This window comes from Bacillus sp. FAU18 (assembly GCF_056033885.1).
This window is the reverse complement of sequence record NZ_JBVYHZ010000004.1, coordinates 944249-965896: the sequence shown is the minus strand read 5'-3', so window position 1 is coordinate 965896 and position 21648 is coordinate 944249. Positions and strand designations below refer to the sequence as shown.

Annotated in this window: 25 protein-coding genes; 17 read left to right on the top strand and 8 right to left on the bottom strand. The window is 45.2% G+C overall.

From position 1 onward, the window contains the following. Positions 1 to 253 precede the first annotated feature (253 nt). From AC0OMU_RS16000 to mntD, 10 genes are all read left to right on the top strand, one after another. A complete protein-coding gene (locus tag AC0OMU_RS16000; protein WP_100506412.1) occupies positions 254 to 1669 on the top strand; it encodes an isochorismate synthase in 1416 nt (471 codons plus the stop codon). Then, entirely contained in the window at positions 1666 to 3408 is a 1743-nt protein-coding gene (gene menD, locus AC0OMU_RS15995) for a 2-succinyl-5-enolpyruvyl-6-hydroxy-3-cyclohexene-1-carboxylic-acid synthase (protein ID WP_217000029.1), read from the top strand. Before AC0OMU_RS16000 ends, menD begins: the two co-directional genes overlap by 4 nt. Beyond that, a complete protein-coding gene (gene menH / locus AC0OMU_RS15990; protein WP_015714575.1) occupies positions 3396 to 4220 on the top strand; it encodes a 2-succinyl-6-hydroxy-2,4-cyclohexadiene-1-carboxylate synthase in 825 nt (274 codons plus the stop codon). Before menD ends, menH begins: the two co-directional genes overlap by 13 nt. Positions 4221 to 4254: 34 nt before the next feature. Further along, positions 4255 to 5070 (top strand): 1,4-dihydroxy-2-naphthoyl-CoA synthase, encoded by an 816-nt coding sequence (menB, locus tag AC0OMU_RS15985; RefSeq protein ID WP_003229054.1) that lies wholly within the window; start codon positions 4255 to 4257, stop codon positions 5068 to 5070. A 90-nt stretch (positions 5071 to 5160) separates the two neighbouring features. After that, positions 5161 to 6621: an o-succinylbenzoate--CoA ligase gene (locus AC0OMU_RS15980; protein ID WP_474241300.1), complete on the top strand. Its 1461-nt coding sequence runs from the start codon at positions 5161 to 5163 to the stop codon at positions 6619 to 6621. Next, positions 6618 to 7733: an o-succinylbenzoate synthase gene (gene menC / locus AC0OMU_RS15975; protein ID WP_474241299.1), complete on the top strand. Its 1116-nt coding sequence runs from the start codon at positions 6618 to 6620 to the stop codon at positions 7731 to 7733. The genes AC0OMU_RS15980 and menC overlap by 4 nt, the downstream gene beginning before the upstream one ends. Positions 7734 to 8013: 280 nt before the next feature. Beyond that, the gene (gene mntA / locus AC0OMU_RS15970) at positions 8014 to 8934 is read left to right on the top strand and encodes a manganese ABC transporter substrate-binding protein/adhesin MntA (RefSeq protein ID WP_029318300.1); all 921 of its coding nucleotides are present in this window, start codon (positions 8014 to 8016) and stop codon (positions 8932 to 8934) included. An 18-nt stretch (positions 8935 to 8952) separates the two neighbouring features. Further along, positions 8953 to 9705, top strand: coding sequence for a manganese ABC transporter ATP-binding protein MntB (gene mntB / locus AC0OMU_RS15965; protein ID WP_014480635.1), 753 nt, complete (start codon positions 8953 to 8955; stop codon positions 9703 to 9705). A 5-nt stretch (positions 9706 to 9710) separates the two neighbouring features. Then, positions 9711 to 11018, top strand: coding sequence for a manganese ABC transporter permease MntC (mntC, locus tag AC0OMU_RS15960; protein WP_327845013.1), 1308 nt, complete (start codon positions 9711 to 9713; stop codon positions 11016 to 11018). After that, a complete protein-coding gene (mntD, locus tag AC0OMU_RS15955) occupies positions 11008 to 11895 on the top strand; it encodes a manganese ABC transporter permease MntD (RefSeq protein ID WP_474241298.1) in 888 nt (295 codons plus the stop codon). The genes mntC and mntD overlap by 11 nt, the downstream gene beginning before the upstream one ends. 18 nt (positions 11896 to 11913) lie before the next feature. Here the strand turns inward: mntD and AC0OMU_RS15950 are convergent, their stop codons facing one another. The 3 genes from AC0OMU_RS15950 to AC0OMU_RS15940 are packed head-to-tail and all read right to left on the bottom strand — an operon-like array spanning position 11914 to position 14541. Continuing rightward, positions 11914 to 12072 carry a DUF1540 domain-containing protein gene (locus AC0OMU_RS15950; protein WP_003229069.1) on the bottom strand — a complete coding sequence of 53 codons (159 nt, stop codon included), beginning with the start codon at positions 12070 to 12072 and terminating at the stop codon, positions 11914 to 11916. A gap of 53 nt (positions 12073 to 12125) precedes the next feature. After that, positions 12126 to 13166 (bottom strand): cytochrome d ubiquinol oxidase subunit II, encoded by a 1041-nt coding sequence (locus AC0OMU_RS15945; protein WP_014477746.1) that lies wholly within the window; start codon positions 13164 to 13166, stop codon positions 12126 to 12128. Positions 13167 to 13209: 43 nt separating this feature from the next. Then, positions 13210 to 14541: a cytochrome ubiquinol oxidase subunit I gene (locus tag AC0OMU_RS15940; RefSeq protein WP_003229073.1), complete on the bottom strand. Its 1332-nt coding sequence runs from the start codon at positions 14539 to 14541 to the stop codon at positions 13210 to 13212. A gap of 205 nt (positions 14542 to 14746) precedes the next feature. On the opposite strand from AC0OMU_RS15940, the gene AC0OMU_RS15935 reads away from it, so the two are divergent. Beyond that, positions 14747 to 14995 (top strand): type B 50S ribosomal protein L31, encoded by a 249-nt coding sequence (locus tag AC0OMU_RS15935; RefSeq protein WP_003219346.1) that lies wholly within the window; start codon positions 14747 to 14749, stop codon positions 14993 to 14995. A gap of 93 nt (positions 14996 to 15088) precedes the next feature. Next, complete coding sequence (locus AC0OMU_RS15930) at positions 15089 to 15652, top strand: beta-class carbonic anhydrase (RefSeq protein ID WP_014477744.1); 564 nt, start codon at positions 15089 to 15091, stop codon at positions 15650 to 15652. Here the strand turns inward: AC0OMU_RS15930 and yidD are convergent. Continuing rightward, positions 15649 to 15876: a membrane protein insertion efficiency factor YidD gene (gene yidD, locus AC0OMU_RS15925; RefSeq protein ID WP_003229076.1), complete on the bottom strand. Its 228-nt coding sequence runs from the start codon at positions 15874 to 15876 to the stop codon at positions 15649 to 15651. The genes AC0OMU_RS15930 and yidD overlap by 4 nt on opposite strands. Positions 15877 to 16004: 128 nt before the next feature. Between yidD and AC0OMU_RS15920 the strand changes: the two genes are divergently transcribed. Together AC0OMU_RS15920 and AC0OMU_RS15915 are read left to right on the top strand one after the other, a co-directional pair. Then, positions 16005 to 16478 (top strand): S-ribosylhomocysteine lyase, encoded by a 474-nt coding sequence (locus tag AC0OMU_RS15920; RefSeq protein WP_003219361.1) that lies wholly within the window; start codon positions 16005 to 16007, stop codon positions 16476 to 16478. 119 nt (positions 16479 to 16597) lie between these two features. After that, positions 16598 to 17035 (top strand): FixH family protein, encoded by a 438-nt coding sequence (locus AC0OMU_RS15915; RefSeq protein ID WP_014480629.1) that lies wholly within the window; start codon positions 16598 to 16600, stop codon positions 17033 to 17035. On the opposite strand, the gene ytzI is transcribed toward AC0OMU_RS15915, so the two are convergent. Further along, entirely contained in the window at positions 17029 to 17169 is a 141-nt protein-coding gene (gene ytzI, locus AC0OMU_RS15910) for a YtzI protein (protein WP_003229081.1), read from the bottom strand. The genes AC0OMU_RS15915 and ytzI overlap by 7 nt on opposite strands. A 128-nt stretch (positions 17170 to 17297) precedes the next feature. Here ytzI and AC0OMU_RS15905 point away from each other — a divergent pair, with 128 nt between their 5' ends. The 3 genes from AC0OMU_RS15905 to ytkD all read left to right on the top strand — a co-directional run bounded on the left by AC0OMU_RS15905 (position 17298) and on the right by ytkD (position 18994). After that, positions 17298 to 17735, top strand: coding sequence for a Dps family protein (locus AC0OMU_RS15905; protein WP_474241297.1), 438 nt, complete (start codon positions 17298 to 17300; stop codon positions 17733 to 17735). 165 nt (positions 17736 to 17900) lie between these two features. Further along, complete coding sequence (locus AC0OMU_RS15900) at positions 17901 to 18305, top strand: phage holin family protein (RefSeq protein WP_014477741.1); 405 nt, start codon at positions 17901 to 17903, stop codon at positions 18303 to 18305. 212 nt (positions 18306 to 18517) lie between these two features. After that, complete coding sequence (gene ytkD / locus AC0OMU_RS15895; RefSeq protein ID WP_003229087.1) at positions 18518 to 18994, top strand: RNA deprotection pyrophosphohydrolase; 477 nt, start codon at positions 18518 to 18520, stop codon at positions 18992 to 18994. Positions 18995 to 19020: 26 nt separating this feature from the next. Here ytkD and AC0OMU_RS15890 read toward each other — a convergent pair whose 3' ends face one another. Genes AC0OMU_RS15890 through AC0OMU_RS15880 form a run of 3 tightly spaced genes read right to left on the bottom strand, consistent with a single transcriptional unit; the run spans position 19021 to position 21607 of the window. Beyond that, complete coding sequence (locus tag AC0OMU_RS15890) at positions 19021 to 19833, bottom strand: ABC transporter permease (RefSeq protein ID WP_015384439.1); 813 nt, start codon at positions 19831 to 19833, stop codon at positions 19021 to 19023. Continuing rightward, complete coding sequence (locus AC0OMU_RS15885; RefSeq protein ID WP_003229092.1) at positions 19808 to 20590, bottom strand: ABC transporter ATP-binding protein; 783 nt, start codon at positions 20588 to 20590, stop codon at positions 19808 to 19810. Before AC0OMU_RS15885 ends, AC0OMU_RS15890 begins: the two co-directional genes overlap by 26 nt. 12 nt (positions 20591 to 20602) lie before the next feature. Further along, positions 20603 to 21607 (bottom strand): ABC transporter substrate-binding protein, encoded by a 1005-nt coding sequence (locus tag AC0OMU_RS15880; RefSeq protein ID WP_047183069.1) that lies wholly within the window; start codon positions 21605 to 21607, stop codon positions 20603 to 20605. Positions 21608 to 21648: the final 41 nt, after the last annotated feature.

Below are 21648 nucleotides of genomic sequence, written 5' to 3'. Positions count from 1 at the left end.
GTATGAACAGATCGCCTGAGAACTTTCATAAATGCCGGGTGGAGGAATATAGGAGGTTTTCCTTTTATGGTAAGCGGATACAACCTTTGCTATCAGTGGAGAAAGAAATTTAAGCTTTGTTTCTTTTTCATTTCTGAAATTAGGTTTATAATAGGTAAGGCAGGCCATTTGGACTGCATGATCTGTGTTTGACACAAAGGAGACACAGGTGTATGGTATTAAAAGCATTTTAAGGATTATGGAGGAATGTCTCATGGTGACAACGGTGCAGCGTACGTTCCGAAAGGAAGTTCTACATGCATTACATAAAGCCAAAGAAGTCAACCATGCTGTCTTAATAAGCTATTCGAGACAAATCGAGTCTCTTGACCCTCTATCATTTTTCAATTACGGAGCAAAAAAATATACAGGCAATCGATTTTTTTGGTCAGATCCTGAAAGTGAATTGACAATAGTCGGTCTTGGCAAAGAAGCGGTTTTCCAGACAAATCAAAAAAACAGCGAGCGGTATCGTGAGGTTTTTGAACAATGGGAGCGCTTTAAAAAGACGGCTTTTCATATTTATGAAGAAGAAAAGCTGCAGCATTCTGCAGTGGGACCTGTGTTATTCGGAGGATTTTCTTTTGACCCTTGCGAAGAAAGAGGTTCACAATGGGACCATTTCTCGGAAGGGGATTTCTTTGTGCCTGCGCTTATGCTGACGATGACTGCTGAAGGCCCGTTCTTAACAGTTAACAGATGGGTAAGCGGAGGAGAAGACGCAGAAGCTGTTTTAGAAGGCTTAAAAGCTTTTGCAACGGAATTTATGGTTCCCGATTTCAAGCAAGAAGATCAGGCTGTGATTGCAGCAGCCGAAGAGCTGGATAAGGATGATTGGCTGAAAGCAATCGAAACGGCCACAAGCCAAATTAAAGAGAAACAATATGATAAGGTTGTTCTTGCCCGAGAGCTGCTGCTCACGTTTGACGGTCCAATCCAAATTGAACCGGTGCTTAAAACGCTTCTGGACGATCAGCAGACAAGCTATGTTTTTGCAATTGAACAAGATGGCAAAACCTTTGTCGGCGCGTCTCCGGAAAGACTGATTAAAAGAGACGGCGGCACTGTCATGTCTTCCTGTCTGGCAGGCTCCATTAAACGAGGCGTGAATGAAGAAGACGACCGCCGGATAGGCCTTGAATTATTAAACGATGAGAAAAACCTGCTTGAGCATGATATTGTGGTAGGTATGATTCATAATGCTTTTGTATCAAGCTGTTCAGAGGTTGAAAAGCCTGATGGACCTGTTTTGTACAAAACAAAAAGCGTGCAGCACCTGTTTACGCCGATTGTCGGACAGCTGCGCGAGTCTGCTTCAATTTTTGACTTAATTGAGAAGCTGCATCCCACTCCGGCGCTTGGGGGAGCACCTCAGGAAAAAGCTGTTGACGTGATCAGGGAGATTGAACCGATGTCTCGCGGCTGGTATGCGGCCCCTATCGGCTGGATTGACAGCCAGGATAACGGGGAATTCGCGGTAGCCATTCGTTCAGGGCTGATCGAAGGAAGCACAGCAAGGCTGTTTGCCGGGTGCGGTATTGTGGAAGACTCGGAACCAATCTCGGAATATGAAGAAACACAGATTAAATTGAAGCCGATGATCTCTGCATTAGGAGGTGAGAGGCGTTGACAGTCAACCCGATTACTCATTACATCGGAAGTTTTATTGATGAATTCGCCCTTTCCGGAATTACGGACGCTGTCGTTTGTCCGGGCTCAAGATCCACACCGCTGGCTGTTCTTTGTGCTGCGCATCCTGATATCAGCGTCCATGTCCAAATTGATGAAAGATCTGCCGGATTTTTTGCCTTAGGTTTGGCAAAAGCGAAGCAGCGTCCCGTACTATTGATCTGTACATCTGGAACAGCCGCGGCCAACTTTTATCCGGCTGTGGTTGAAGCCCATTATTCAAGGGTGCCTATTATTGTGTTAACTGCTGATCGGCCTCATGAGCTGCGCGAAGTAGGCGCACCGCAGGCTATTAATCAGCACTTCTTATTCGGTAACTTTGTTAAGTTTTTCACAGACTCTGCTCTTCCTGAAGAGTCTCCGCAAATGCTGAGATACATCCGAACGCTGGCAAGCCGCGCTGCCGGAGAAGCACAAAAGCGCCCAATGGGGCCTGTCCATGTGAATGTGCCGCTGCGCGAACCGCTGATGCCGGATCTTTCAGATGAGCCGTTTGGAAGAATGAGAACAGGCCGTCATGTGTCTGTGAAAACAGGTACGCAGTCTGTTGACCGCGAGTCCCTGTCTGATGTGGCTGAGATGCTCGCGGAGGCTGAAAAAGGAATGATTGTCTGCGGAGAGCTCCATAGTGATGCGGATAAGGAAAACATTATTGCGCTGTCAAAAGCGCTTCAGTATCCAATTTTAGCGGATCCGCTGTCTAATCTGCGGAATGGTGTTCATGATAAAAGCACTGTTATTGATGCGTATGATTCGTTTTTAAAAGATGATGAGCTGAAGCGGAAACTTCGTCCTGATGTTGTCATTCGGTTTGGACCGATGCCTGTTTCAAAACCGGTTTTCTTATGGCTTAAAGATGATCCGGCGATTCAGCAAATCGTGGTTGACGAGGATGGAGGCTGGAGAGACCCGACACAGGCAAGCGCGCATATGATTCATTGTAATGCGTCTGTTTTTGCTGAGGAGATCATGGCAGGCCTTACTGCTGCCACCAGATCCTCAGAGTGGCTGGAAAAGTGGCAGTTTGTCAATGGGCGGTTCCGCGAGCACCTGCAAACAATCAGCAGTGAAGATGTTTCGTTTGAAGGCAATCTCTATCGAATCCTTCAGCATCTTGTGCCTGAAAACAGCTCGCTGTTTGTAGGCAACAGCATGCCGATCAGGGATGTTGATACGTTTTTTGAAAAGCAGGACCGCCCTTTTCGGATTTATTCAAACCGGGGAGCAAACGGGATAGACGGTGTCGTCTCCTCTGCCATGGGGGTATGTGAAGGAACAAAAGCGCCTGTTACCCTTGTGATTGGAGATTTATCTTTTTATCACGATTTAAACGGCTTGCTGGCGGCCAAAAAGCTGGGTATTCCTCTTACTGTGATTCTTGTCAATAATGACGGAGGAGGGATTTTCTCCTTTTTGCCGCAGGCTTCTGAGAAGACACACTTTGAAGATTTGTTCGGCACACCGACAGGGCTCGATTTCAAGCATGCGGCTGCACTTTACGGCGGAACGTATTCATGCCCGGCTTCTTGGGATGAATTCAAAACAGCTTACGCGCCGCAGGCAGACAAGCCCGGACTCCATTTGATTGAAATCAAAACGGATCGCCAATCAAGAGTCCAGCTTCATCGCGATATGCTGAATGAGGCTGTGCGGGAAGTGAAAAAACAATGGGAACTGTAAACATAACGGTATCAGATGGTGTCCGATATGCAGTGGCAGACGAGGGACCGAATGCTTCCGAAGCCGTCGTCTGCCTGCATGGGTTTACCGGCAGCAAACAATCATGGACTTTTCTTGATGAGATGCTGCCTGATTCCCGCTTGATCAAAATTGATTGTTTAGGGCATGGGGAAACCGATGCCCCGCTGAATGGGAAAAGATATAGCACAAGCCGGCAAGTTTCTGACCTTGCCGAGATTTTTGATCAATTAAAACTTCACAAAGTGAAATTGATTGGGTATTCTATGGGAGGAAGGCTTGCTTACTCTTTTGCGATGACATATCCCGAGCGGGTATCGGCACTTGTGCTTGAAAGCACGACGCCGGGGCTCAAAACACTTGGGGAACGGCGGGAACGAATTATGCGGGACCGGAAGCTTGCTGATTTTATTTTACGAGACGGGCTCAAAGCATTTGTTGCGTATTGGGAGAATATCCCTTTGTTTTCATCTCAGCAGAGGCTGGCTGAAGATATTCGGCACAGGATACGATCGGGCCGTCTGCGGAACAATAAGATTGGGCTTGCGAACAGTTTAACCGGCATGGGCACCGGTTCACAGCCTTCCTTGTGGAGCCGTGTAGAGGAAATAGATGTTCCTGTGCTTCTTATCTGCGGGGAGTGGGACGAAAAATTTTGCGCCATCAATCAAGAGGTGCATAAGATGCTTCCTTCTAGTAGAATAGAGATTGTTCCAAAAGCAGGACATACGGTCCATGTGGAACAGCCGCGATTGTTTGGTAAAATAGTGAGTGAGTTTTTGACGAGCATCTGACTCATTCACATAGAGAATAAAAGGAGGTCATCATATGGCTGAATGGAAAACAAAACGGACATACGATGAGATATTGTATGAAACGTATAATGGCATTGCAAAAATAACAATCAACCGACCTGAGGTACATAATGCGTTTACCCCTAAAACGGTTGCTGAAATGATTGATGCGTTTGCTGACGCAAGAGACGACCAAAACGTTGGGGTTATCGTGCTTGCCGGTGCAGGGGACAAAGCATTTTGTTCTGGCGGAGACCAAAAAGTGCGCGGCCACGGTGGATATGTAGGAGACGATCAGATCCCGCGTCTTAACGTATTGGATCTTCAGCGTTTAATCCGCGTCATCCCGAAACCGGTTGTCGCGATGGTGTCCGGATATGCGATCGGCGGAGGCCATGTGCTTCACATCGTATGTGACTTGACAATTGCTGCGGACAACGCAATTTTCGGACAAACAGGCCCTAAAGTGGGAAGCTTCGATGCAGGTTACGGTTCTGGCTACCTGGCTCGAATTGTAGGACATAAAAAAGCACGTGAAATCTGGTACCTATGCCGACAGTACAACGCACAGGAAGCACTGGACATGGGTCTTGTCAACACAGTCGTTCCTTTGGAACAGCTTGAAGAAGAAACGATTAAATGGTGTGAAGAAATGCTTGAAAAAAGCCCGACCGCACTGCGCTTTCTTAAAGCTGCGTTTAACGCGGACACAGACGGACTTGCTGGAATTCAGCAGTTTGCAGGGGATGCTACCCTTCTTTACTACACAACAGATGAAGCAAAAGAAGGCCGTGATTCCTTTAAGGAAAAACGCAAACCTGATTTCGGACAGTTCCCTCGTTTCCCGTGATCAGCAATACTTAGTAAACCAACAGCTTGAGACTTTGCGGTCCAAGCTGTTTTCTTTTCAATACAGACATTTTACCTCGGAGATGATGACATGCTGACAGAACAGCCCAACTGGCTCATGCAGCGGGCACAGCTGACACCTGAGAGAATCGCTCTCATCTATAGAGACCAAACCGTGACATTTGCAGAATTATTTGCCGCGTCTAAGCGAATGGCGGCACAGCTTGCCGCTCATTCGGTTCGGAAAGGGGATACTGCGGCTATTTTGCTCCAAAATCGTGCAGAAATGGTATACGCCGTTCACGCTTGTTTTTTGCTTGGTGTTAAGGCGGTGCTTTTGAATACGAAGCTGTCAACACATGAAAGGCTGTTTCAGCTGGAGGATTCCGGATCCGGCTTTTTACTGACAGATTCAAGCTTTGACAAGAAAGAGTATGAACACATCGTTCAAACGATTGATGTGGATGAATTGATGAAAGAAGCAGCAGAGGAAATTGCGATCCAAGCTTATATGCAAATGGATGCAACGGCAACGCTGATGTATACGTCGGGTACGACAGGAAAGCCCAAGGGAGTTCAGCAAACGTTCGGAAACCACTATTTCAGTGCGGTGTCGTCCGCGCTTAATTTGGGTATAACAGAACAAGACCGCTGGCTTATCGCATTGCCGCTCTTTCATATCAGCGGCTTGTCCGCATTATTCAAATCTGTGATCTATGGAATGACTGTCGTGCTTCACCAGCGTTTTTCCGTAAGTGATGTGCTGGATTCTATCAACAGGCATGAAGTGACAATGATCTCTGCGGTGCAGACAATGCTAGCCAGTCTTTTGGAAGAAACAAGCCGCTGCCCTGAATCCATCAGATGCATTCTTCTCGGCGGCGGCCCTGCACCGCTGCCATTGCTTGAGGAATGCCGTGAGAAAGGATTCCCTGTCTTTCAGTCATATGGAATGACAGAAACATGCTCACAAATTGTTACCCTTTCGCCGGAATTCAGTATGGAAAAGCTCGGATCTGCGGGGAAACCGCTGTTTTCATGTGAAATCAAAATAGAGCGGGACGGACAGGTATGTGAACCGTTTGTACACGGTGAAATCATGGTCAAAGGCCCGAATGTCATGAAAAGCTATTTTAACCGGGAAAGCGCAAACGAAGCCTCCTTTCAAAATGGCTGGCTGAAAACAGGTGATCTTGGTTATTTGGACAGCGAAGGCTTTTTATATGTATTAGACAGACGTTCAGATCTGATCATATCCGGCGGAGAAAACATTTATCCGGCCGAAGTGGAGTCAGTGCTGCTTTCACACCCCGCTGTGGCCGAAGCCGGGGTTTCAGGGGCTGAGGACAAAAAATGGGGGAAAGTGCCTCATGCCTATCTTGTCCTTCACAAGCCTGTGAGCGCAGAAGAATTGACTGCCTACTGCAAAGAACGCTTGGCGAAGTATAAAATTCCGGCAAAATTCTTTGTGCTTGACCGCCTGCCGCGCAATGCGTCTAATAAGCTCTTGCGAAATCAGCTGAAGGATGCGCGTAAAGGAGAACTGCTATGATCGAAATAGAAAAAATCACGCTTTACCATTTGAGCATGAACTTAAAGAAACCGTTTAAAAACAGTATCGAAACGCTTCAAGAGCGTAAATTTCTGATCGTGGAAGCCATTGATACAACAGGTGTCACAGGCTGGGGAGAAGTTTCCGCTTTCTCTTCGCCTTGGTACACCGAGGAAACCATTGGAACATGTTTGCATATGCTAAAAGATTTTTTTATCCCAAATGTCGTCGGCCGTGAATTCAATCACCCTTCAGAAGTGCCGGACAGCCTGGCGCGGTATAAAGGAAACCGGATGGCAAAAGCGGGACTTGAATCGGCTGTATGGGATATCTATGCCAAAAAGAAGGGCGTATCCCTTGCTGAGGCATTGGGCGGAACAAGAGATAAAATCCCTGCCGGGGTGGTAGTCGGCCTGGCGCCTCTTGACGATATGCTGAAGGAAATTGAGAGCTATCAAAAAGAAGGTTATCAAAGAATAAAAATTAAAATTCAGCCTGGGCAGGATGTGGAATTGGTCAAGGCCATCCGCAGCCGATTCCCAAATATTCCGCTTATGGCCGATGCCAATTCCTCCTACGAATTGAAGGATATCAGCCGTTTAAAGGAGCTTGATGACTACCATTTAATGATGATTGAGCAGCCCCTTCAATCCGACGATATCGTTGACCACCGCCACCTGCAGAAACATTTGAAAACGGCTATTTGCCTTGATGAGAGCATTTGTTCAGTTGATGATGCGAGACGGGCGATTGAGCTAGGAAGCTGCAAAATTATTAATATAAAACCTTCTCGTGTCGGCGGCTTAACAGAAGCCTTAAAAATTCATGATTTATGCAAAGAGCATCATATGCAGGTTTGGTGCGGCGGAATGCTGGAAACAGGTATATCAAGAGCGCAGAACGTGGCGCTTGCTTCACTGCCTCAATTCACAATACCTGGCGATATATCTTCATCCTCACGCTATTGGGATGAAGATATTGTAACTCCTGATATTCGTATTGATAATGGATTTATTTCTGTGTCAAAACAGCCTGGTTTAGGGGTTGAGGTAAACCAAGACATTATGCGAAAATATGTGACCAAAATGGATGTTTTCACACAGCATGGTTAAGAAAAAAGCATTTTGCTATTTTGAATAAATGACACTGTGCTGTTACAGTAAAAGTGTTCGTTGAATACATCCCTTCTCGTTTGGACCGGCTGCTGACCCAGCCGGTTTTTTTAATGTAAATTAGCTTGACAAAAATGGCCAAACGCGATAATTTTGCACAAAGGAAACTTTTTGTCCTGTGTAAATAAAACATGCTTTTGGCTAATTTAATGTCACATGTCTAAGAACTGACAACATAAGATAAAACAATCGGACATTTATGGCAAAGAGGAGGAGAAATATGAGACGAGGGCTGATGGCAGCAGTACTTTTTGCGACCTTTGCTTTAACGGGATGCGGAACGGATTCAGCCGGAAAAAGCGCTGATCAGCAATTACAAGTGACAGCGACAACATCTCAAATTGCCGATGCAGCAGAAAACATCGGAGGTAAGCATGTAAAAGTCACCTCTTTAATGGGACCGGGGGTTGATCCGCACCTTTACAAAGCTTCCCAAGGTGACACGAAAAAATTAATGTCTGCCGATGTTGTTCTGTACAGCGGGTTGCATTTGGAAGGGAAAATGGAGGATGTCCTCCAAAAAATCGGCGAACAAAAACAATCGGCGGCAGTAGCTGAGGCCATTCCGAAAAATAAGCTTATTCCCGCGGGGGAAGGCAAGACGTTTGATCCCCACGTCTGGTTCAGCATTCCGTTATGGATCTATGCGGTGGATGAAATTGAAGCGCAATTCAGCAAAGCAATGCCTCAGCACGCAGATGCCTTTCGGAAAAATGCCAAAGAGTACAAAGAAGATTTGCAATATTTAGATAAGTGGTCGCGTAAAGAGATCGCACATATTCCGGAGAAAAGCCGTGTGCTTGTGACTGCTCATGATGCGTTTGCGTACTTTGGGAATGAGTATGGATTTAAGGTAAAAGGCCTGCAGGGACTCAGCACAGATTCGGACTATGGATTAAGGGATGTTCAGGAGCTGGTTGATCTTCTGACAGAAAAACAAATAAAAGCTGTGTTCGTAGAAAGCAGTGTATCTGAAAAATCAATCAATGCAGTGGTGGAAGGCGCTAAAGAAAAAGGCCATACAGTCACAATCGGCGGTCAGCTTTATTCGGATGCCATGGGTGAAAAGGGCACAAAAGAAGGCACATACGAAGGAATGTTCCGCCACAATATCAACACGATTACTAAAGCGCTTAAATAAAGAAAAGAGGTGGAGGATATGTTCCCTGTTGAGCTTGATAATGTGACGGTTGCTTATCATAAAAAGCCTGTACTGCAGGACATTTCGCTGCAGGTACCGGAAGGAAAACTTATTGGCATTATCGGCCCAAACGGCGCGGGAAAATCAACCTTGATCAAAACGATTCTCGGTCTTGTGCCCCGGGCTTCCGGAGACATCTCTATTTACGGCAAAGACTATAAGGATCAGCGGACCAGAATCGGATATGTTCCGCAGCGCGGCTCGGTTGACTGGGATTTCCCCACAAGCGCGCTCGATGTCGTCCTAATGGGAAGATACGGGAGAATCGGTTTATTAAAGAGGCCAAAGAAAGCGGATGTGGAGATGGCGAAGGCCGCATTAGCAAAAGTCGGGATGCTTGATTATGCGAAGAGGCAGATCAGCCAGCTGTCAGGCGGCCAGCAGCAGCGGGTGTTTCTTGCCCGGGCACTCTGCCAGAACGCTGACATTTATTTTATGGATGAACCGTTTGCAGGTGTCGATGCAGCGACGGAGCGGGCGATTATGACACTGTTGGCAGAACTCAAAGAAAAAGGAAAAACCGTGCTTGTCGTCCATCATGACCTGCAGACCGCCGAGGATTATTTCGATTGGATTTTACTTCTTCATTTAAGAAAAATCGCTTTCGGACCGGCGGAAAACGTTTTTACGATCGAAAACCTGCAAAAAACATATGGAGGAAGGCTTACGTTTTTAAAAGATAAAGTGCTGGCAGAAGGACATAAGGAGTGAGCGCGATGTTTGAAAGTTTGTGGCTGCAGCTCCAGCATCCGAATACACAGTGGGTGCTGGCCGGTACGCTTTTGCTCGGGATGGCAAGCGGTGTTTTGGGCAGCTTTGTGCTGCTGAGAAAGCAAAGTTTAATCGGCGATGCGATGGCCCATTCAGCTCTGCCGGGAGTGTGTCTCGCTTTTCTGTTCACCGGGCAAAAATCACTGCCTTTCTTTTTGCTGGGTGCGGCGCTCGCCGGGCTGCTCGGAACGTTTTGTATTCAGCTGATTCCGCGGCTTTCAAAAACAAAGGAGGACTCGGCGATCGGGATTGTTCTTTCTGTGTTTTTTGGCGTCGGGATCATTCTGCTGACATATATTCAGCAACAGGGGGCGGGAAGCCAAAGCGGGCTTGATTCTTTTTTATTCGGCCAGGCTGCTTCATTGGTCAGGCAGGATATCATCCTTATAGCAGGAATATCCGCTGTTCTACTGCTTCTTTGTATTGTTTTCTTTAAGGAATTTACATTGATTACTTTTGATCTCGCGTTTGCAAAGGGATTAGGAATCCCGGTGCGTTTTTTAAACGGGCTTTTGGCTTGTCTGATTGTCTGTTGTGTCGTCATTGGGCTTCAGACTGTTGGTGTGATATTAATGGCGGCTATGCTGATTACACCTGCCATAGCTGCGAGATATTGGACCGAACGATTAACCGGGATGATCGTCATTGCCGGGATTACAGGCGGGGTCAGCGGCGCGGCCGGAACCCTGCTTAGCACCACGATGAAGGGAATGGCGACAGGGCCATTAATGATCTTATCTGCAACGCTGCTCTTTCTTTTTTCAATGATTTGCGCGCCTAAGCGGGGATTGGCAGCTAAAGCCATAAGGCTGATGAGGCTGCGTCGCAGAACAAGCAGGGAGCAAGTGCTTTTGGCAATTTATGAACAGTATGAAAAGAATAATCTTTGTGTAAATGTTGAAAGTGTAAGAAAGAAAAGACGCCTATCCCCTTCATTATGCCTTAAGGCATTAAATGACTTGGAACAAGAGAGGTGCATTGAGCATATCGAAAATGGGATTTGGCAAATCACAAGCAAAGGGGTAGAAAAAGGCTATCACACAGCTTTGAAGCAGCGGATGTATGAAGTGTATCTCATGCATGAAATGGAACTTGCCAATATAGAATCCGATCAGGACTACTTTGACCCGGACCGTTTACCGAGAGAAACGAGAGAGCGGCTTTATTCACTCTTAAAGCTGTATGGACGGATGCCTGAGCGTCGAAAAGCGTCTCATGATGCCGAGAAGGGACAGATCGCAAATGAGTTTTGAAGCATGGATTATAGCTACCGGTGTATTAGTCGGTGTAAGCTGCGGATTGATCGGCACATTTCTTGTGCTGAGAAGCATGGCTATGCTGGCCGACGCAATCAGTCATACAGTGTTGCTTGGCATTGTCGGCGCTTTTCTAGTGACGGGAAGTCTCGACGGGATTTCTATGTTTATCGGCGCAGCCGCAACCGGTCTATTAACGGCTTTCTTGGTTCAGCTTCTTCATAGCAAGGGGGTTCAATCAGATGCTGCCATAGGCGTTGTGTTTACATCTTTATTTGCAATCGGGGTTATTTTGCTTTCTGTGTATGGAGCGAATGTCCATCTCGATATTGAGCACTCGCTAATGGGAGAAATCGCTTTTGTGCCGTGGAATACGGTGACGGTATTGGGGGTTGATATTGGGCCGAAAGCGTTTTGGATGCTGACATCTGTTCTGGTTTTAAACGTAGTGTTGATCAGTGTGTGCTATAAGGAGTTTAAAATCGCTTCGTTTGATCCTCAAATGGCTTTAGCCTTGGGAATACCGGTTTTGCTCATTCATTACGTGCAAATGGGCATGCTGTCCCTGACGACTGTTGCTTCCTTTGATTCGGTGGGGGCCGTATTGGTTGTGGCCATGCTGATTGTTCCGCCGGCTGCGGCACATTTGCTGACAGACCGGCTTCTTTATATGCTGATTCTCAGCGCGTTGATTGGCGGGCTATCGGCGGTCATGGGCTATTTCTTCGCAACATGGCTTAATGTTTCGATTTCAGGAGCGATGGCGGCCATGACAGGTGTATGTTATGCAAGCGCCTTTTTGTTTTCACCTGCAAACGGGGTCATAACTAAAAAGCTGAGAACACTCAACATGCAAAAAGAAAGAGCTGGCTGACGCAGCTCTTTCTTTTAATTACAAATCATGCGGCTTAAACGTTTTGCAGTCTGTTTCCCGGCTGTTTTCAGCCGTTTCACCAGTATGGCTGACAACATAAATGGCATCAGCGGTGCATTTGTTACCTTTGCCCCAATAAGAACAGTTGTTGACCTCACATAGAATTTTCTGCTCCATGCCATCCCCTCCTTATAAAGGTTCTGGATTAGTATAGCCGGCTGGCTTGCCCTCTATTCCTCCTGGCGGATATAGCGTTTATCTCGCATAAACATTTTCCAGAAGAAATAAAAGCCCGGAAATAGAATGATAAATGCAACGATATAAGTCGCAAACAGCGCCCTGAACGTTGCTGGCTCTGTGAAGCCTGACATGACTGTCACATCAGGATAAATCATATACGGAAGATGCGCCCGCCCGTACGCGTAGCTTGCGAGAAAATACTGTATCCCAATCGCGACAAGTGCAAGCCGCGGTTTTCCAATGTTTTGCCCAAAGCTCTTATTAGGCAGAAAAAGGGCGATTCCAGCAATGACAAATGTAATAAACGATGCAATAATCCAAGTAAAATCATTCAGCATTCCGCTGTACAGCCAGTTAGCTTCATTCCGCATTGTCACCATGATGCATACAGCAAACAACAGTGAAATCGGGCCGGTAATCAGGGCGCTTTTTCTGTAGGCTCGGTACGCATCCTGTTCCTCTGCCACATTTGAAACATCTGCAAGCAGCAGCGAGGACAAAAATAAGGTGCTTAAAATCGCAAACCCGATAAATGAATAGGCGTTGGGGCTTGAAAAGATTTTAGACATATTTAAGTTATAGATTCCATCCGTTTTTTCTATAAACCCTCCGTGTGTCACAGGAAGCACCAAAATTAAAATAGCAGGAATGATAAAGCCGGAGATGCCGGAAATATATCTTAGCGTTTTCCGCTCCTTTGCTGTATTTGAAAAAACGAGAAATCCGCTTCGAATCGCTAAAAGCAGCAAAATCATGCTTCCGGGAATTAATAAAACGGTTCCGAGCACAAATGTCGCGCCGGGGAAAAAACTGAAAAGCGCCACGACGATGGCTACTATAAAGACGTTTGTGACCTCCCAAGTCGGGGACAAAAAGCGATTCGCAATATCGGTGGCCTTCATATGCTCCTTATTTAAATAGATCATAGACCAAAATCCCGCTCCAAAATCCATTGTCGCCATGACGGCGTAAATAAACACAAAGCCCCAGATAATTGAGATGGCGATCAGAGCGTCAGTTGAAATCTCCATTTGTACGATCTTCCTTCCATTTGGTTTCCTGTTTGCGGAGCCATTACGACTCCGCTGTATTTAAATCTTCGTCAACCGGGTGCTTGCGGAAATAATACAGCAGCACGTAGACAACAGCTGCGCCTAACACGGCATAAACAAATGTGAAAAATAAGAACAGCACCCCGATCGAGCCAGTCGTTGTTACGACATCTGACGTTTTCAGCAGATGATAGATGACCCAAGGCTGCCTCCCCGTACATGCGAAAATCCAGCCGAATTCAATGCCGATGAGACTAAAAGGGCCTGCTGTCATGAAAATGACCAAAAGCCACGTTGGGAAACGGTCTTTCTTGAGCACCTTTCTCCAGACCACTCCGATAATGGAATAAAGAATAAGCAGCATGCCTACACCGACCATCGCATTAAACAGCGTGTGAATGAAAAGCGGCGGCCATTCATCTCTCGGAAATGCATTTAATCCCTTTACAACAGTGTCAAAACGGTTCGCTGCCAAAAAGCTTAAAGCCCATGGAATCTCGATTGCCCATTTTACTTTTTCTTCATTCGGGTCGGTAAAACCGCCGATAGCGAGCGGGGCGTGGGATCTTGTTTCAAACAGGCCTTCCGCACCGGCTAATTTTTCGGGCTGGTATTCGTACAGCATTTGTGCAGATTCGTGTCCGTTCAAAGCGGTCAGCAACGAAAAAATACCGCCGATCGTCAGTGCGAGCAAAAGGGCTTTCCGGTGAAAGCGATAGACCTTTTCCTTTTTCCTCGTCCGGATCATTTTATACGCCGCAACAGAAGCCACGATAAACGCACCGGTCATAAACGCGGACAGCACGACATGGCCGGCAGTGATAAAAAAGCTAGGATTAAAAAACGCAGCCCACGGGTCAACATCTGTAATTTTTCCGTTTAAAATTTTAAAACCGGCGGGCGTACCTTCAAAAGCGTGAACATTCGTAATCAGAACAGCTGATGCTGCTGCCCCGACTAACACAAAGAAAACAGCAACAATCCTCATTGCAGGTGACAAACGGTCTGCAGCGTATACATAAATCGACATGAATAGGGCTTCAACAAAAAAAGCATAGATTTCAATTTGAAATGGCAGGGACATCACCCGGCCGATGACTTCCATAAATCCCGGCCATAAAAGCGCGAGCTGAGTGCCCGCGATCGTTCCGGTCGGTATGGCGACCCCCAGCAAAACGGCTTGTGCTTTCGTCCATCTTTTCGCCATGATCGCATAATGGTCATCTTTCGTTTTTTGATAGATCAATTCCGCCACTAAAATCATGAGCGGGAGACCGACTCCAAGTGTTGCGAAAATGATATGAAAGCCCATAGTCGTGCCAAAGAGGCTTCTTGCCAAAACTAAATCATCCACAATCGTAAACCACCTTTCTAAAAAGACGTTCTGTATGTATTTTGGGTTTATTATTTGCTTCCTCGGTTAGATTATTCTTCCTATTCTTAAATGCCATGAGGTTTACGATGCGAAAACAGAGGGAAGGATATAAGAAGATTGACAAAACGTTTGTAAGGTTATAAAATAAAACGTAATTATTACGATTTATTGAAAGGAGATTCACATGAAAGAAGGAATTCATCCGAAGAACCACAAAGTGATATTTCAGGATGTCAACAGCGGCTACCGTTTTCTCAGCACCTCTACTAAAACATCTAATGAAACAGCAGAGTGGGAAGACGGCAACACATATCCTGTCATTAAAGTAGAGGTAAGTTCTGACACGCATCCGTTTTATACAGGCCGCCAGAAATTCAATGAAAAAGGCGGACGAGTTGAGCAGTTCAAAAAACGCTATAACATGGGGAAATAAGGCAGACCAGAGGGTTTGTCTTTTTTTATTATGACGAATAAACAAGGGTTGTGATATATTGAAGAGTAAAAAGAATAGAAAGGGACAACGAACATGAGTCTTCTAAATGATATTCTTGAATTTAACAAGACATTTACTGAACAAAGAGAGTATGAAAAGTATCAAACATCAAAATTTCCAGATAAAAAAATGGCGATTCTTTCTTGCATGGACACTCGTCTGGTTGAACTGCTGCCGCATGCGATGAATTTGCGAAACGGTGATGTGAAAATCATTAAAAGTGCCGGTGCGCTTGTGACACACCCATTCGGAAGCATCATGAGAAGTTTACTCGTCGCAGTGTACGAGCTGAATGCAGATGAGGTGTGTGTGATCGGGCATCACGATTGCGGCATGAGCAAAATCAGCAGCAAAAGCATGCTTGAAAAAATCAAAGCAAGAGGGATTCCGGAAGAACGCATCGAAACAATAAAGTACTCCGGTGTAGACTTTGATCAATGGTTTAAAAGTTTTGATTCAGTGGAAGCGAGTGTGAAAGACAGCGTAGACGTTATTAAACATCACCCGCTGTTCCCTGAAAACGTTCCGGTCCATGGCTTAGTCATTGATCCTAAAACCGGAAAACTGGATCTAATCGTAAACGGCTATAACAATTAATGTTTTTGTTTCTTTTCAGGAACGGGATCGACTCCTCCCGGATGGAACGGGTGGCATTTCAAAATCCGTTTGATTGTCAGCCATCCGCCTTTTAAAGCGCCATGCGTTTTAATCGCTTCGATTCCATATTGGGAACAGGTCGGATAAAAGCGGCATGTTGGCGGTGTCAGGGGCGAGATGAATTTTTGATATCCTCTGATCAGAGCGATGAATAGGGTTTTCATGTTTCTTCAGCAACCTTTCTGATGCAAGTATAAGAAAAAAAACACAGATTGAAAAGTTAATCAATAATTCTTATCGGAAAAGTATGTTATAATGAAATTACATTTTAAAAAAAGGGGAGAGTGCCATTATGCCTTCAGTAGAAAGTTTTGAGCTTGATCATAATGCGGTTGTTGCTCCATATGTAAGACATTGCGGTGTGCATAAAGTAGGAACAGACGGCGTTGTAAATAAATTTGACATTCGTTTTTGCCAGCCAAATAAACAGGCGATGAAGCCTGACACCATTCACACACTCGAGCATTTGCTCGCGTTTACGATTCGTTCTCACGCTGAGAAATACGATCATTTTGATATCATTGATATTTCTCCAATGGGCTGCCAGACAGGCTATTATCTAGTTGTGAGCGGAGAGCCGACATCAGCGGAAATCGTTGATCTGCTTGAAGACACAATGAAAGAAGCGGTAGAGATTACAGAAATACCAGCTGCGAATGAAAAGCAGTGCGGCCAAGCGAAGCTTCATGATTTGGAAGGCGCTAAACGTTTAATGCGTTTCTGGCTTTCACAGGATAAAGAAGAATTGCTAAAAGTATTTGGCTAAAATAGAAAGGACCTTTTTGCGCATAAGCAAAAAGGTCTTTTTTGTGACGTCTCATATTTTGTGTACCATTTGCTGTAAGCGTTTGCTACTATTTAGGTAAACGATGAAAGGGTGATGGCATGAAAAAGATGTTGGTTGTTCTGCTTTTTTCTGCTTTTTTGCTTAACGGATGCGGATCTGGTGAAAGTAAAGCAAATACAGCTGAGACGCCCGAGGTTTTGGATGTCAAGCTGACCGGGCCTGAAAAAGTAAATCCCGGAGAAAGCGCTGCTTATGAAGCAGCCGTATCATATGGTGATGAAGCTGTGACGGATGCCGATGAAGTAGAGTTTGAAGTATGGAAAGAAGGGGAAAAAGACGCAAGCCAAATGTTTAAGGCGAAACAAGAAAAAGGCGTATACCGATTGGAAACGACGTTTAAGGAAGATGGTGTATACACTGTCCAATCCCATGTCACAGCAAAAAAACAGCATAGCATGCCGACCTTAAAAGTCCAAGTCGGAGACGCCGATGCTGCCAGCAATCAGTCAGAAGAGGAGCATTCACATCATCATTGATTGTGTGAATCAGAGTGATTTTCTTGTGGCGGATCAATGGTATGCTTTACATTATAGGCTTTTACAGTCGTCCAAATGGTTACAAGCAAAACAGCCAGCACAATCAAAATACTTATCGTAATGAGAAGCGTCATGACATTCCACCTCCCGTTTTTTAACAATTGTAGCATAATAGTAGAAATCGTGACAGATAAGGGTAAAAAAGAGGTTTTAGCGTACGATATTAAGGGTATACATAGTCATATAACAAGGAGGAGATACCATGTCAGAACAATTGATTCAATCAGTGAACAAACAAGTAGCCAACTGGACGGTCATGTATGTGAAACTACATAATTATCACTGGTATGTGAAAGGAAAAGATTTCTTCACGCTTCATGAAAAGTTTGAGGAGCTGTACAACGAAACGGCAACTTATATTGATGACTTAGCAGAACGTCTTTTGGCGCTGAACGGAAAACCGATTGCAACAATGAAGGAATCCTTAGAAACGGCTTCTATCAAAGAAGCGGCTGGAAATGAAACAGCTGAACAAATGGTTCAAAGCGTATATGATGATTTCACAGTCATCGCGGAAGAGCTGAAAAACGGCATGGATTTAGCTGATAAAGTCGGTGACGAAACAACAGGGGACATGCTTCTTGCGATCCATCAAAATATTGAAAAACATAACTGGATGCTAAAAGCTTACCTAGGTTAAGTCCAAAAATAGAACGGCCGGATGTCTTAAAAAAGACGTCCGGCTTTTCTTTTTGTATCTGAAAAATAGGCGACAACCAGTCCATTTTTCTGAAAAATCCAATCCGTTCGGTTTGTTTTCCATAGAATATCGTAAGGCCGTTTCTGTGAAAGGATGTTGGGATAAATGGATAGAGACTTTGGCATCTTTTCGTTTTTAGCAGTCAGCGTTTCAGCAGCGGGTTTTTTCTTTGGAGGTTTTCAGTATTCATTTCTGATTTTGCTCTCTCTTATGGCAATTGAATTTATCAGTACGACTTTGAAGGAAACCATTATTCATAAACTGTCATTTATAAAGGTATTTGCCCGGCTTGTCAAAAAATTAGTCACGCTGGCTCTGATCTCTGTATGCCACTTTTTTGATCAGCTGCTGAATACAGAGGGATCAATTCGTGACTTGGCTATTATGTTTTATATTCTTTATGAATCTGTGCAAATTGTTGTGACAGCCAGTTCTCTTGGCATACCGGTTCCTCAGATGCTTGTCGATCTTTTAGAAACGTTAAAAAATAAATTTAAGCGCAAACCGTAACTTTTCCCTGTTCGAGGGTCATAATAAAGCCCAGAGCGTCGGTCGCACTTTTCGGCAAAAGCTAGCTATCGCAAAAAACTGTACGAGCTAGTCTGCATGCAGAACCTGACGGCGTGCTGGGTTTCCCTTATTTTTTGATAAAAGGCTTCCGAAGAAACGTAACTGTGGTATGATGTATGGAAGATAGCTAGGAACGGATTTGAGGGATAAACATGTACGAGTTTAAAGATTATTATCAGAATACTGTTCAGCTTTCCTTTGACGATCAGCCTTTCTCGGACAGCCCGAAGCATGTCTGGGTGATTTGCCGTTTTGGCGGCAAATGGCTTTTAACAGAACATGAGGACAGAGGCTATGAGTTTCCAGGCGGGAAAGTAGAGCCGATGGAGTGCGCAGAAGAGGCTGCGCTCCGGGAAGTAAAGGAAGAGACGGGCGCGAGAGTCAAAAGCCTCAAGTATCTCGGACAGTATAAAGTTCTCGGAAAAGAAAAAGTGATTGTAAAAAATATATATTTTGCAGATATAGAAAAGCTTGAAAAGCAAGCTGATTACTTTGAAACGAAAGGCCCGGTTTTGTTTCACGAGCTTCCGGAGAACCTTTCCCGCAATAAAAAATTCAGCTTTATTATGAAGGATTCCGTACTTCCGATCAGTTTGAAAAAACTGAAAGAATCTGGATGGATTGAATAAAAAACCCGGCATATATGCCGGGTTTTTTATGTCCTCCCCTTCGTCCATTTCTTTTCCAGCAGCTCGACGCCCTGATACATCAGAGTGGCGAAGATGGCGATGATCAGCAGGCTTAAGAAGACGAGTGTAAAATTGAAGACTTGGAATCCGTAAATAATCATATATCCTAATCCGACCTTCGAAACGAGGAATTCCCCTACAATGACGCCAACCCATGATAAGCCGACGTTCACTTTTAGTGTTGAAATAATCGCGGGGGAGGATGCAGGCAGTATGACTTCTTTAAAAATAACCCACTTTTTTGCGCCGAATGTTTGCATGACTTTCGTATAGTTTTCGTCGACCTCCTGGAAGGCGGTGTAGACAACGATGGTTGTGATAATGACGCTGATGATGGCTCCCATCGCAATGATGCTGATAAAACTGGGGCCGAGCGCGACAATCAGGATTGGGCCCAGGGCCACTTTCGGCATTGCATTCAAAATCACAAGATACGGATCTAAAATTCTGGCAAGTCGGTTAGACCACCATAACAAAGCGGCGAGGCACGTGCCCATAAACGTCCCAAGCAAAAAGCCAAGCACCGTTTCAAATAAAGTGACGCCGATGTGTGACAGTAAAGAACCGTCACCAAGTTTCTCTAGCAATAATCGCCACACAGCTGATGGAGAGCTGAAGATCAGCGGATCGATCCAGCCCTGCCTGCTGGAGATTTCCCAGCCCGAGAAAAAGAGAATAAATATGGCAAGCTGAAAGGAATGGACCTTCCACTTTTCCTTTTTCTGTTTGAATTGATACTGCTCGTGAAGCAGATCAATGGTTTCTTTGCTGTTTCTCAAGAGAATTCAGCTCCTTCCATATTGTTTGAAACAGTGTCTGGAAGGAAGGTTCCTGACGGGCGTCAAAAGGCAACATCGCGGCCAATTCCTTAGGAATGGTAAAAATCTGATGGATGGTGCCCGGCTGATTTGAAAATAAAAAGATCGTATCGCTCATCGCTATCGCTTCCCCTATATCATGAGTGACAAGCACTGCTGTTTTTTGATATTCCTTTAATGTGCGGAATACCAGGTTTTCCAAAGACAGCTTTGTCTGAAAATCAAGCGCGGAAAATGGCTCATCCAGCAAAAGCAGACTAGGGTTAGGCGCAAGTGTTCTTGCAAGCGCAGCCCGCTGGCGCATCCCGCCTGACAGCTCTTTCGGATATTTTTTCTCCACATCTATGAGGCCGAACTCCGGCAATAGACCGAGTGCAGCGGCTTTGCTTTCTTCTGTCAGCGTGTCGGCGATTTTTAAACCGAGAAGCACATTTTCCTCGATAGATTTCCAGGGAAATAAGTAATCCTGCTGAAGCATATAGCCAATATTATGTTCTTTTTGATTCGGCTCACGGCCTTCAATCAGAACTCTGCCTTCCGATGGCTCAATCAAACCGGCAATAATGGAAAGCAGTGTTGTTTTTCCGCAGCCGCTTGGGCCGAGAAATGAGATGAAATCGCCTTTTTCGGCATCGAAATGAATATCCCGCACAGCCGTTGTTTTTTCTTTAATAGAAAAATAAGTATGGGTTACATGGTCGACATGTAAGAAAGACATAGATGGCGCCTCCTATTTCTCCGAGGTGACTTTTTCAGCAATTTCTTTATTTACAAGCTGATTGTATGGAATGTGCTTCGGCAGTTCTCCCGATTGATCCATAATGGTTTGGAGAAGCTCCCATTCTTTTTCGTTAAGCAGAGGGTCTGGCGAATATGAATGCTGTTTTTTATAGCGTTCAATGGAGGTTTCGATGACGTCTGGGTCGGTATCATCAAATTCATCTTTAATGGCATCTGTGATGTCCTTCGCAGAATGATTTTCAACCCACTGCTGCGCCTTATAAATGGCTTTTGTAAACTTGACGGCTGTGTCTTCATTTTTCTTCAAATAGCTTTGTTTCGCCATAAAAGTCGTATAAGGAACCTCTCCTGATTCTTCTCCGAATGAAGCCACGATATGGCCGATGCCTTTTTTCTCAAAGAGAGAAGCCTGCGGTTCAAAGAGTTGTACATACTCACCGGTTCCAGAAGCAAACGCATTGGCAATATTGGCGAAGTCTATGTTCTGGATGAGGTCTATATCCTTATGCGGGTCAATCTTATGTTTGTTCAGCACATACTCGCCGACCATTTGCGGCATGCCGCCTTTTCGCTGGCCGAGAAACGTTTTTCCTTTCAGCTGATCCCAGTCGAAGTGTTCAACATCTTCTCTCGCGACAAGAAACGTTCCGTCTGTCTGAGTCAGCTGGGCGAAATTAATGACGGGATCTTTAGCCCCTTGCGCTTCGACATAAATAGATGTTTCTGACCCGACAAGCGCGATGTCGGAGCCGTTGGAAAGAAGCGATGTCATCGTTTTGTCTCCGCCCCAGGTCGTATTCACATCGACATCAAGCCCTTCTTCCTTAAAAAAACCTTTAGACTCAGCAACATATAAAGGTGCGTAAAAAATTGAATGGGTCACTTCAGCTACTTTGACTTTGGTGAGCGTTTCTTCCTGCTTGCAAGCCGCCAGGGCGAACATCAGAAAGATACTGCCGACACAGGCGAAGCCCAGCCTTAACCATCTGTTCACATAGACAACCTCCTTATTTCGCATCAAGTTAATATCCTTTT

Bases quoted from the DNA above. Each gene is read 5' to 3' on its own strand.
- AC0OMU_RS16000 (WP_100506412.1), top strand. From the start codon at position 254: ATGGTGACAACGGTGCAGCGTACGTTCCGAAAGGAAGTTCTACATGCA.
- menH (WP_015714575.1), top strand. From the start codon at position 3,396: ATGGGAACTGTAAACATAACGGTATCAGATGGTGTCCGATATGCAGTG.
- menB (WP_003229054.1), top strand. From the start codon at position 4,255: ATGGCTGAATGGAAAACAAAACGGACATACGATGAGATATTGTATGAA.
- AC0OMU_RS15980 (WP_474241300.1), top strand. From the start codon at position 5,161: ATGCTGACAGAACAGCCCAACTGGCTCATGCAGCGGGCACAGCTGACA.
- menC (WP_474241299.1), top strand. From the start codon at position 6,618: ATGATCGAAATAGAAAAAATCACGCTTTACCATTTGAGCATGAACTTA.
- mntA (WP_029318300.1), top strand. From the start codon at position 8,014: ATGAGACGAGGGCTGATGGCAGCAGTACTTTTTGCGACCTTTGCTTTA.
- mntB (WP_014480635.1), top strand. From the start codon at position 8,953: ATGTTCCCTGTTGAGCTTGATAATGTGACGGTTGCTTATCATAAAAAG.
- mntC (WP_327845013.1), top strand. From the start codon at position 9,711: ATGTTTGAAAGTTTGTGGCTGCAGCTCCAGCATCCGAATACACAGTGG.
- mntD (WP_474241298.1), top strand. From the start codon at position 11,008: ATGAGTTTTGAAGCATGGATTATAGCTACCGGTGTATTAGTCGGTGTA.
- AC0OMU_RS15950 (WP_003229069.1), bottom strand. From the start codon at position 12,072: ATGGAGCAGAAAATTCTATGTGAGGTCAACAACTGTTCTTATTGGGGC.
- AC0OMU_RS15945 (WP_014477746.1), bottom strand. From the start codon at position 13,166: ATGGAGATTTCAACTGACGCTCTGATCGCCATCTCAATTATCTGGGGC.
- AC0OMU_RS15935 (WP_003219346.1), top strand. From the start codon at position 14,747: ATGAAAGAAGGAATTCATCCGAAGAACCACAAAGTGATATTTCAGGAT.
- AC0OMU_RS15930 (WP_014477744.1), top strand. From the start codon at position 15,089: ATGAGTCTTCTAAATGATATTCTTGAATTTAACAAGACATTTACTGAA.
- yidD (WP_003229076.1), bottom strand. From the start codon at position 15,876: ATGAAAACCCTATTCATCGCTCTGATCAGAGGATATCAAAAATTCATC.
- AC0OMU_RS15920 (WP_003219361.1), top strand. From the start codon at position 16,005: ATGCCTTCAGTAGAAAGTTTTGAGCTTGATCATAATGCGGTTGTTGCT.
- AC0OMU_RS15915 (WP_014480629.1), top strand. From the start codon at position 16,598: ATGAAAAAGATGTTGGTTGTTCTGCTTTTTTCTGCTTTTTTGCTTAAC.
- ytzI (WP_003229081.1), bottom strand. From the start codon at position 17,169: ATGACGCTTCTCATTACGATAAGTATTTTGATTGTGCTGGCTGTTTTG.
- AC0OMU_RS15905 (WP_474241297.1), top strand. From the start codon at position 17,298: ATGTCAGAACAATTGATTCAATCAGTGAACAAACAAGTAGCCAACTGG.
- AC0OMU_RS15900 (WP_014477741.1), top strand. From the start codon at position 17,901: ATGGATAGAGACTTTGGCATCTTTTCGTTTTTAGCAGTCAGCGTTTCA.
- ytkD (WP_003229087.1), top strand. From the start codon at position 18,518: ATGTACGAGTTTAAAGATTATTATCAGAATACTGTTCAGCTTTCCTTT.
- AC0OMU_RS15885 (WP_003229092.1), bottom strand. From the start codon at position 20,590: ATGTCTTTCTTACATGTCGACCATGTAACCCATACTTATTTTTCTATT.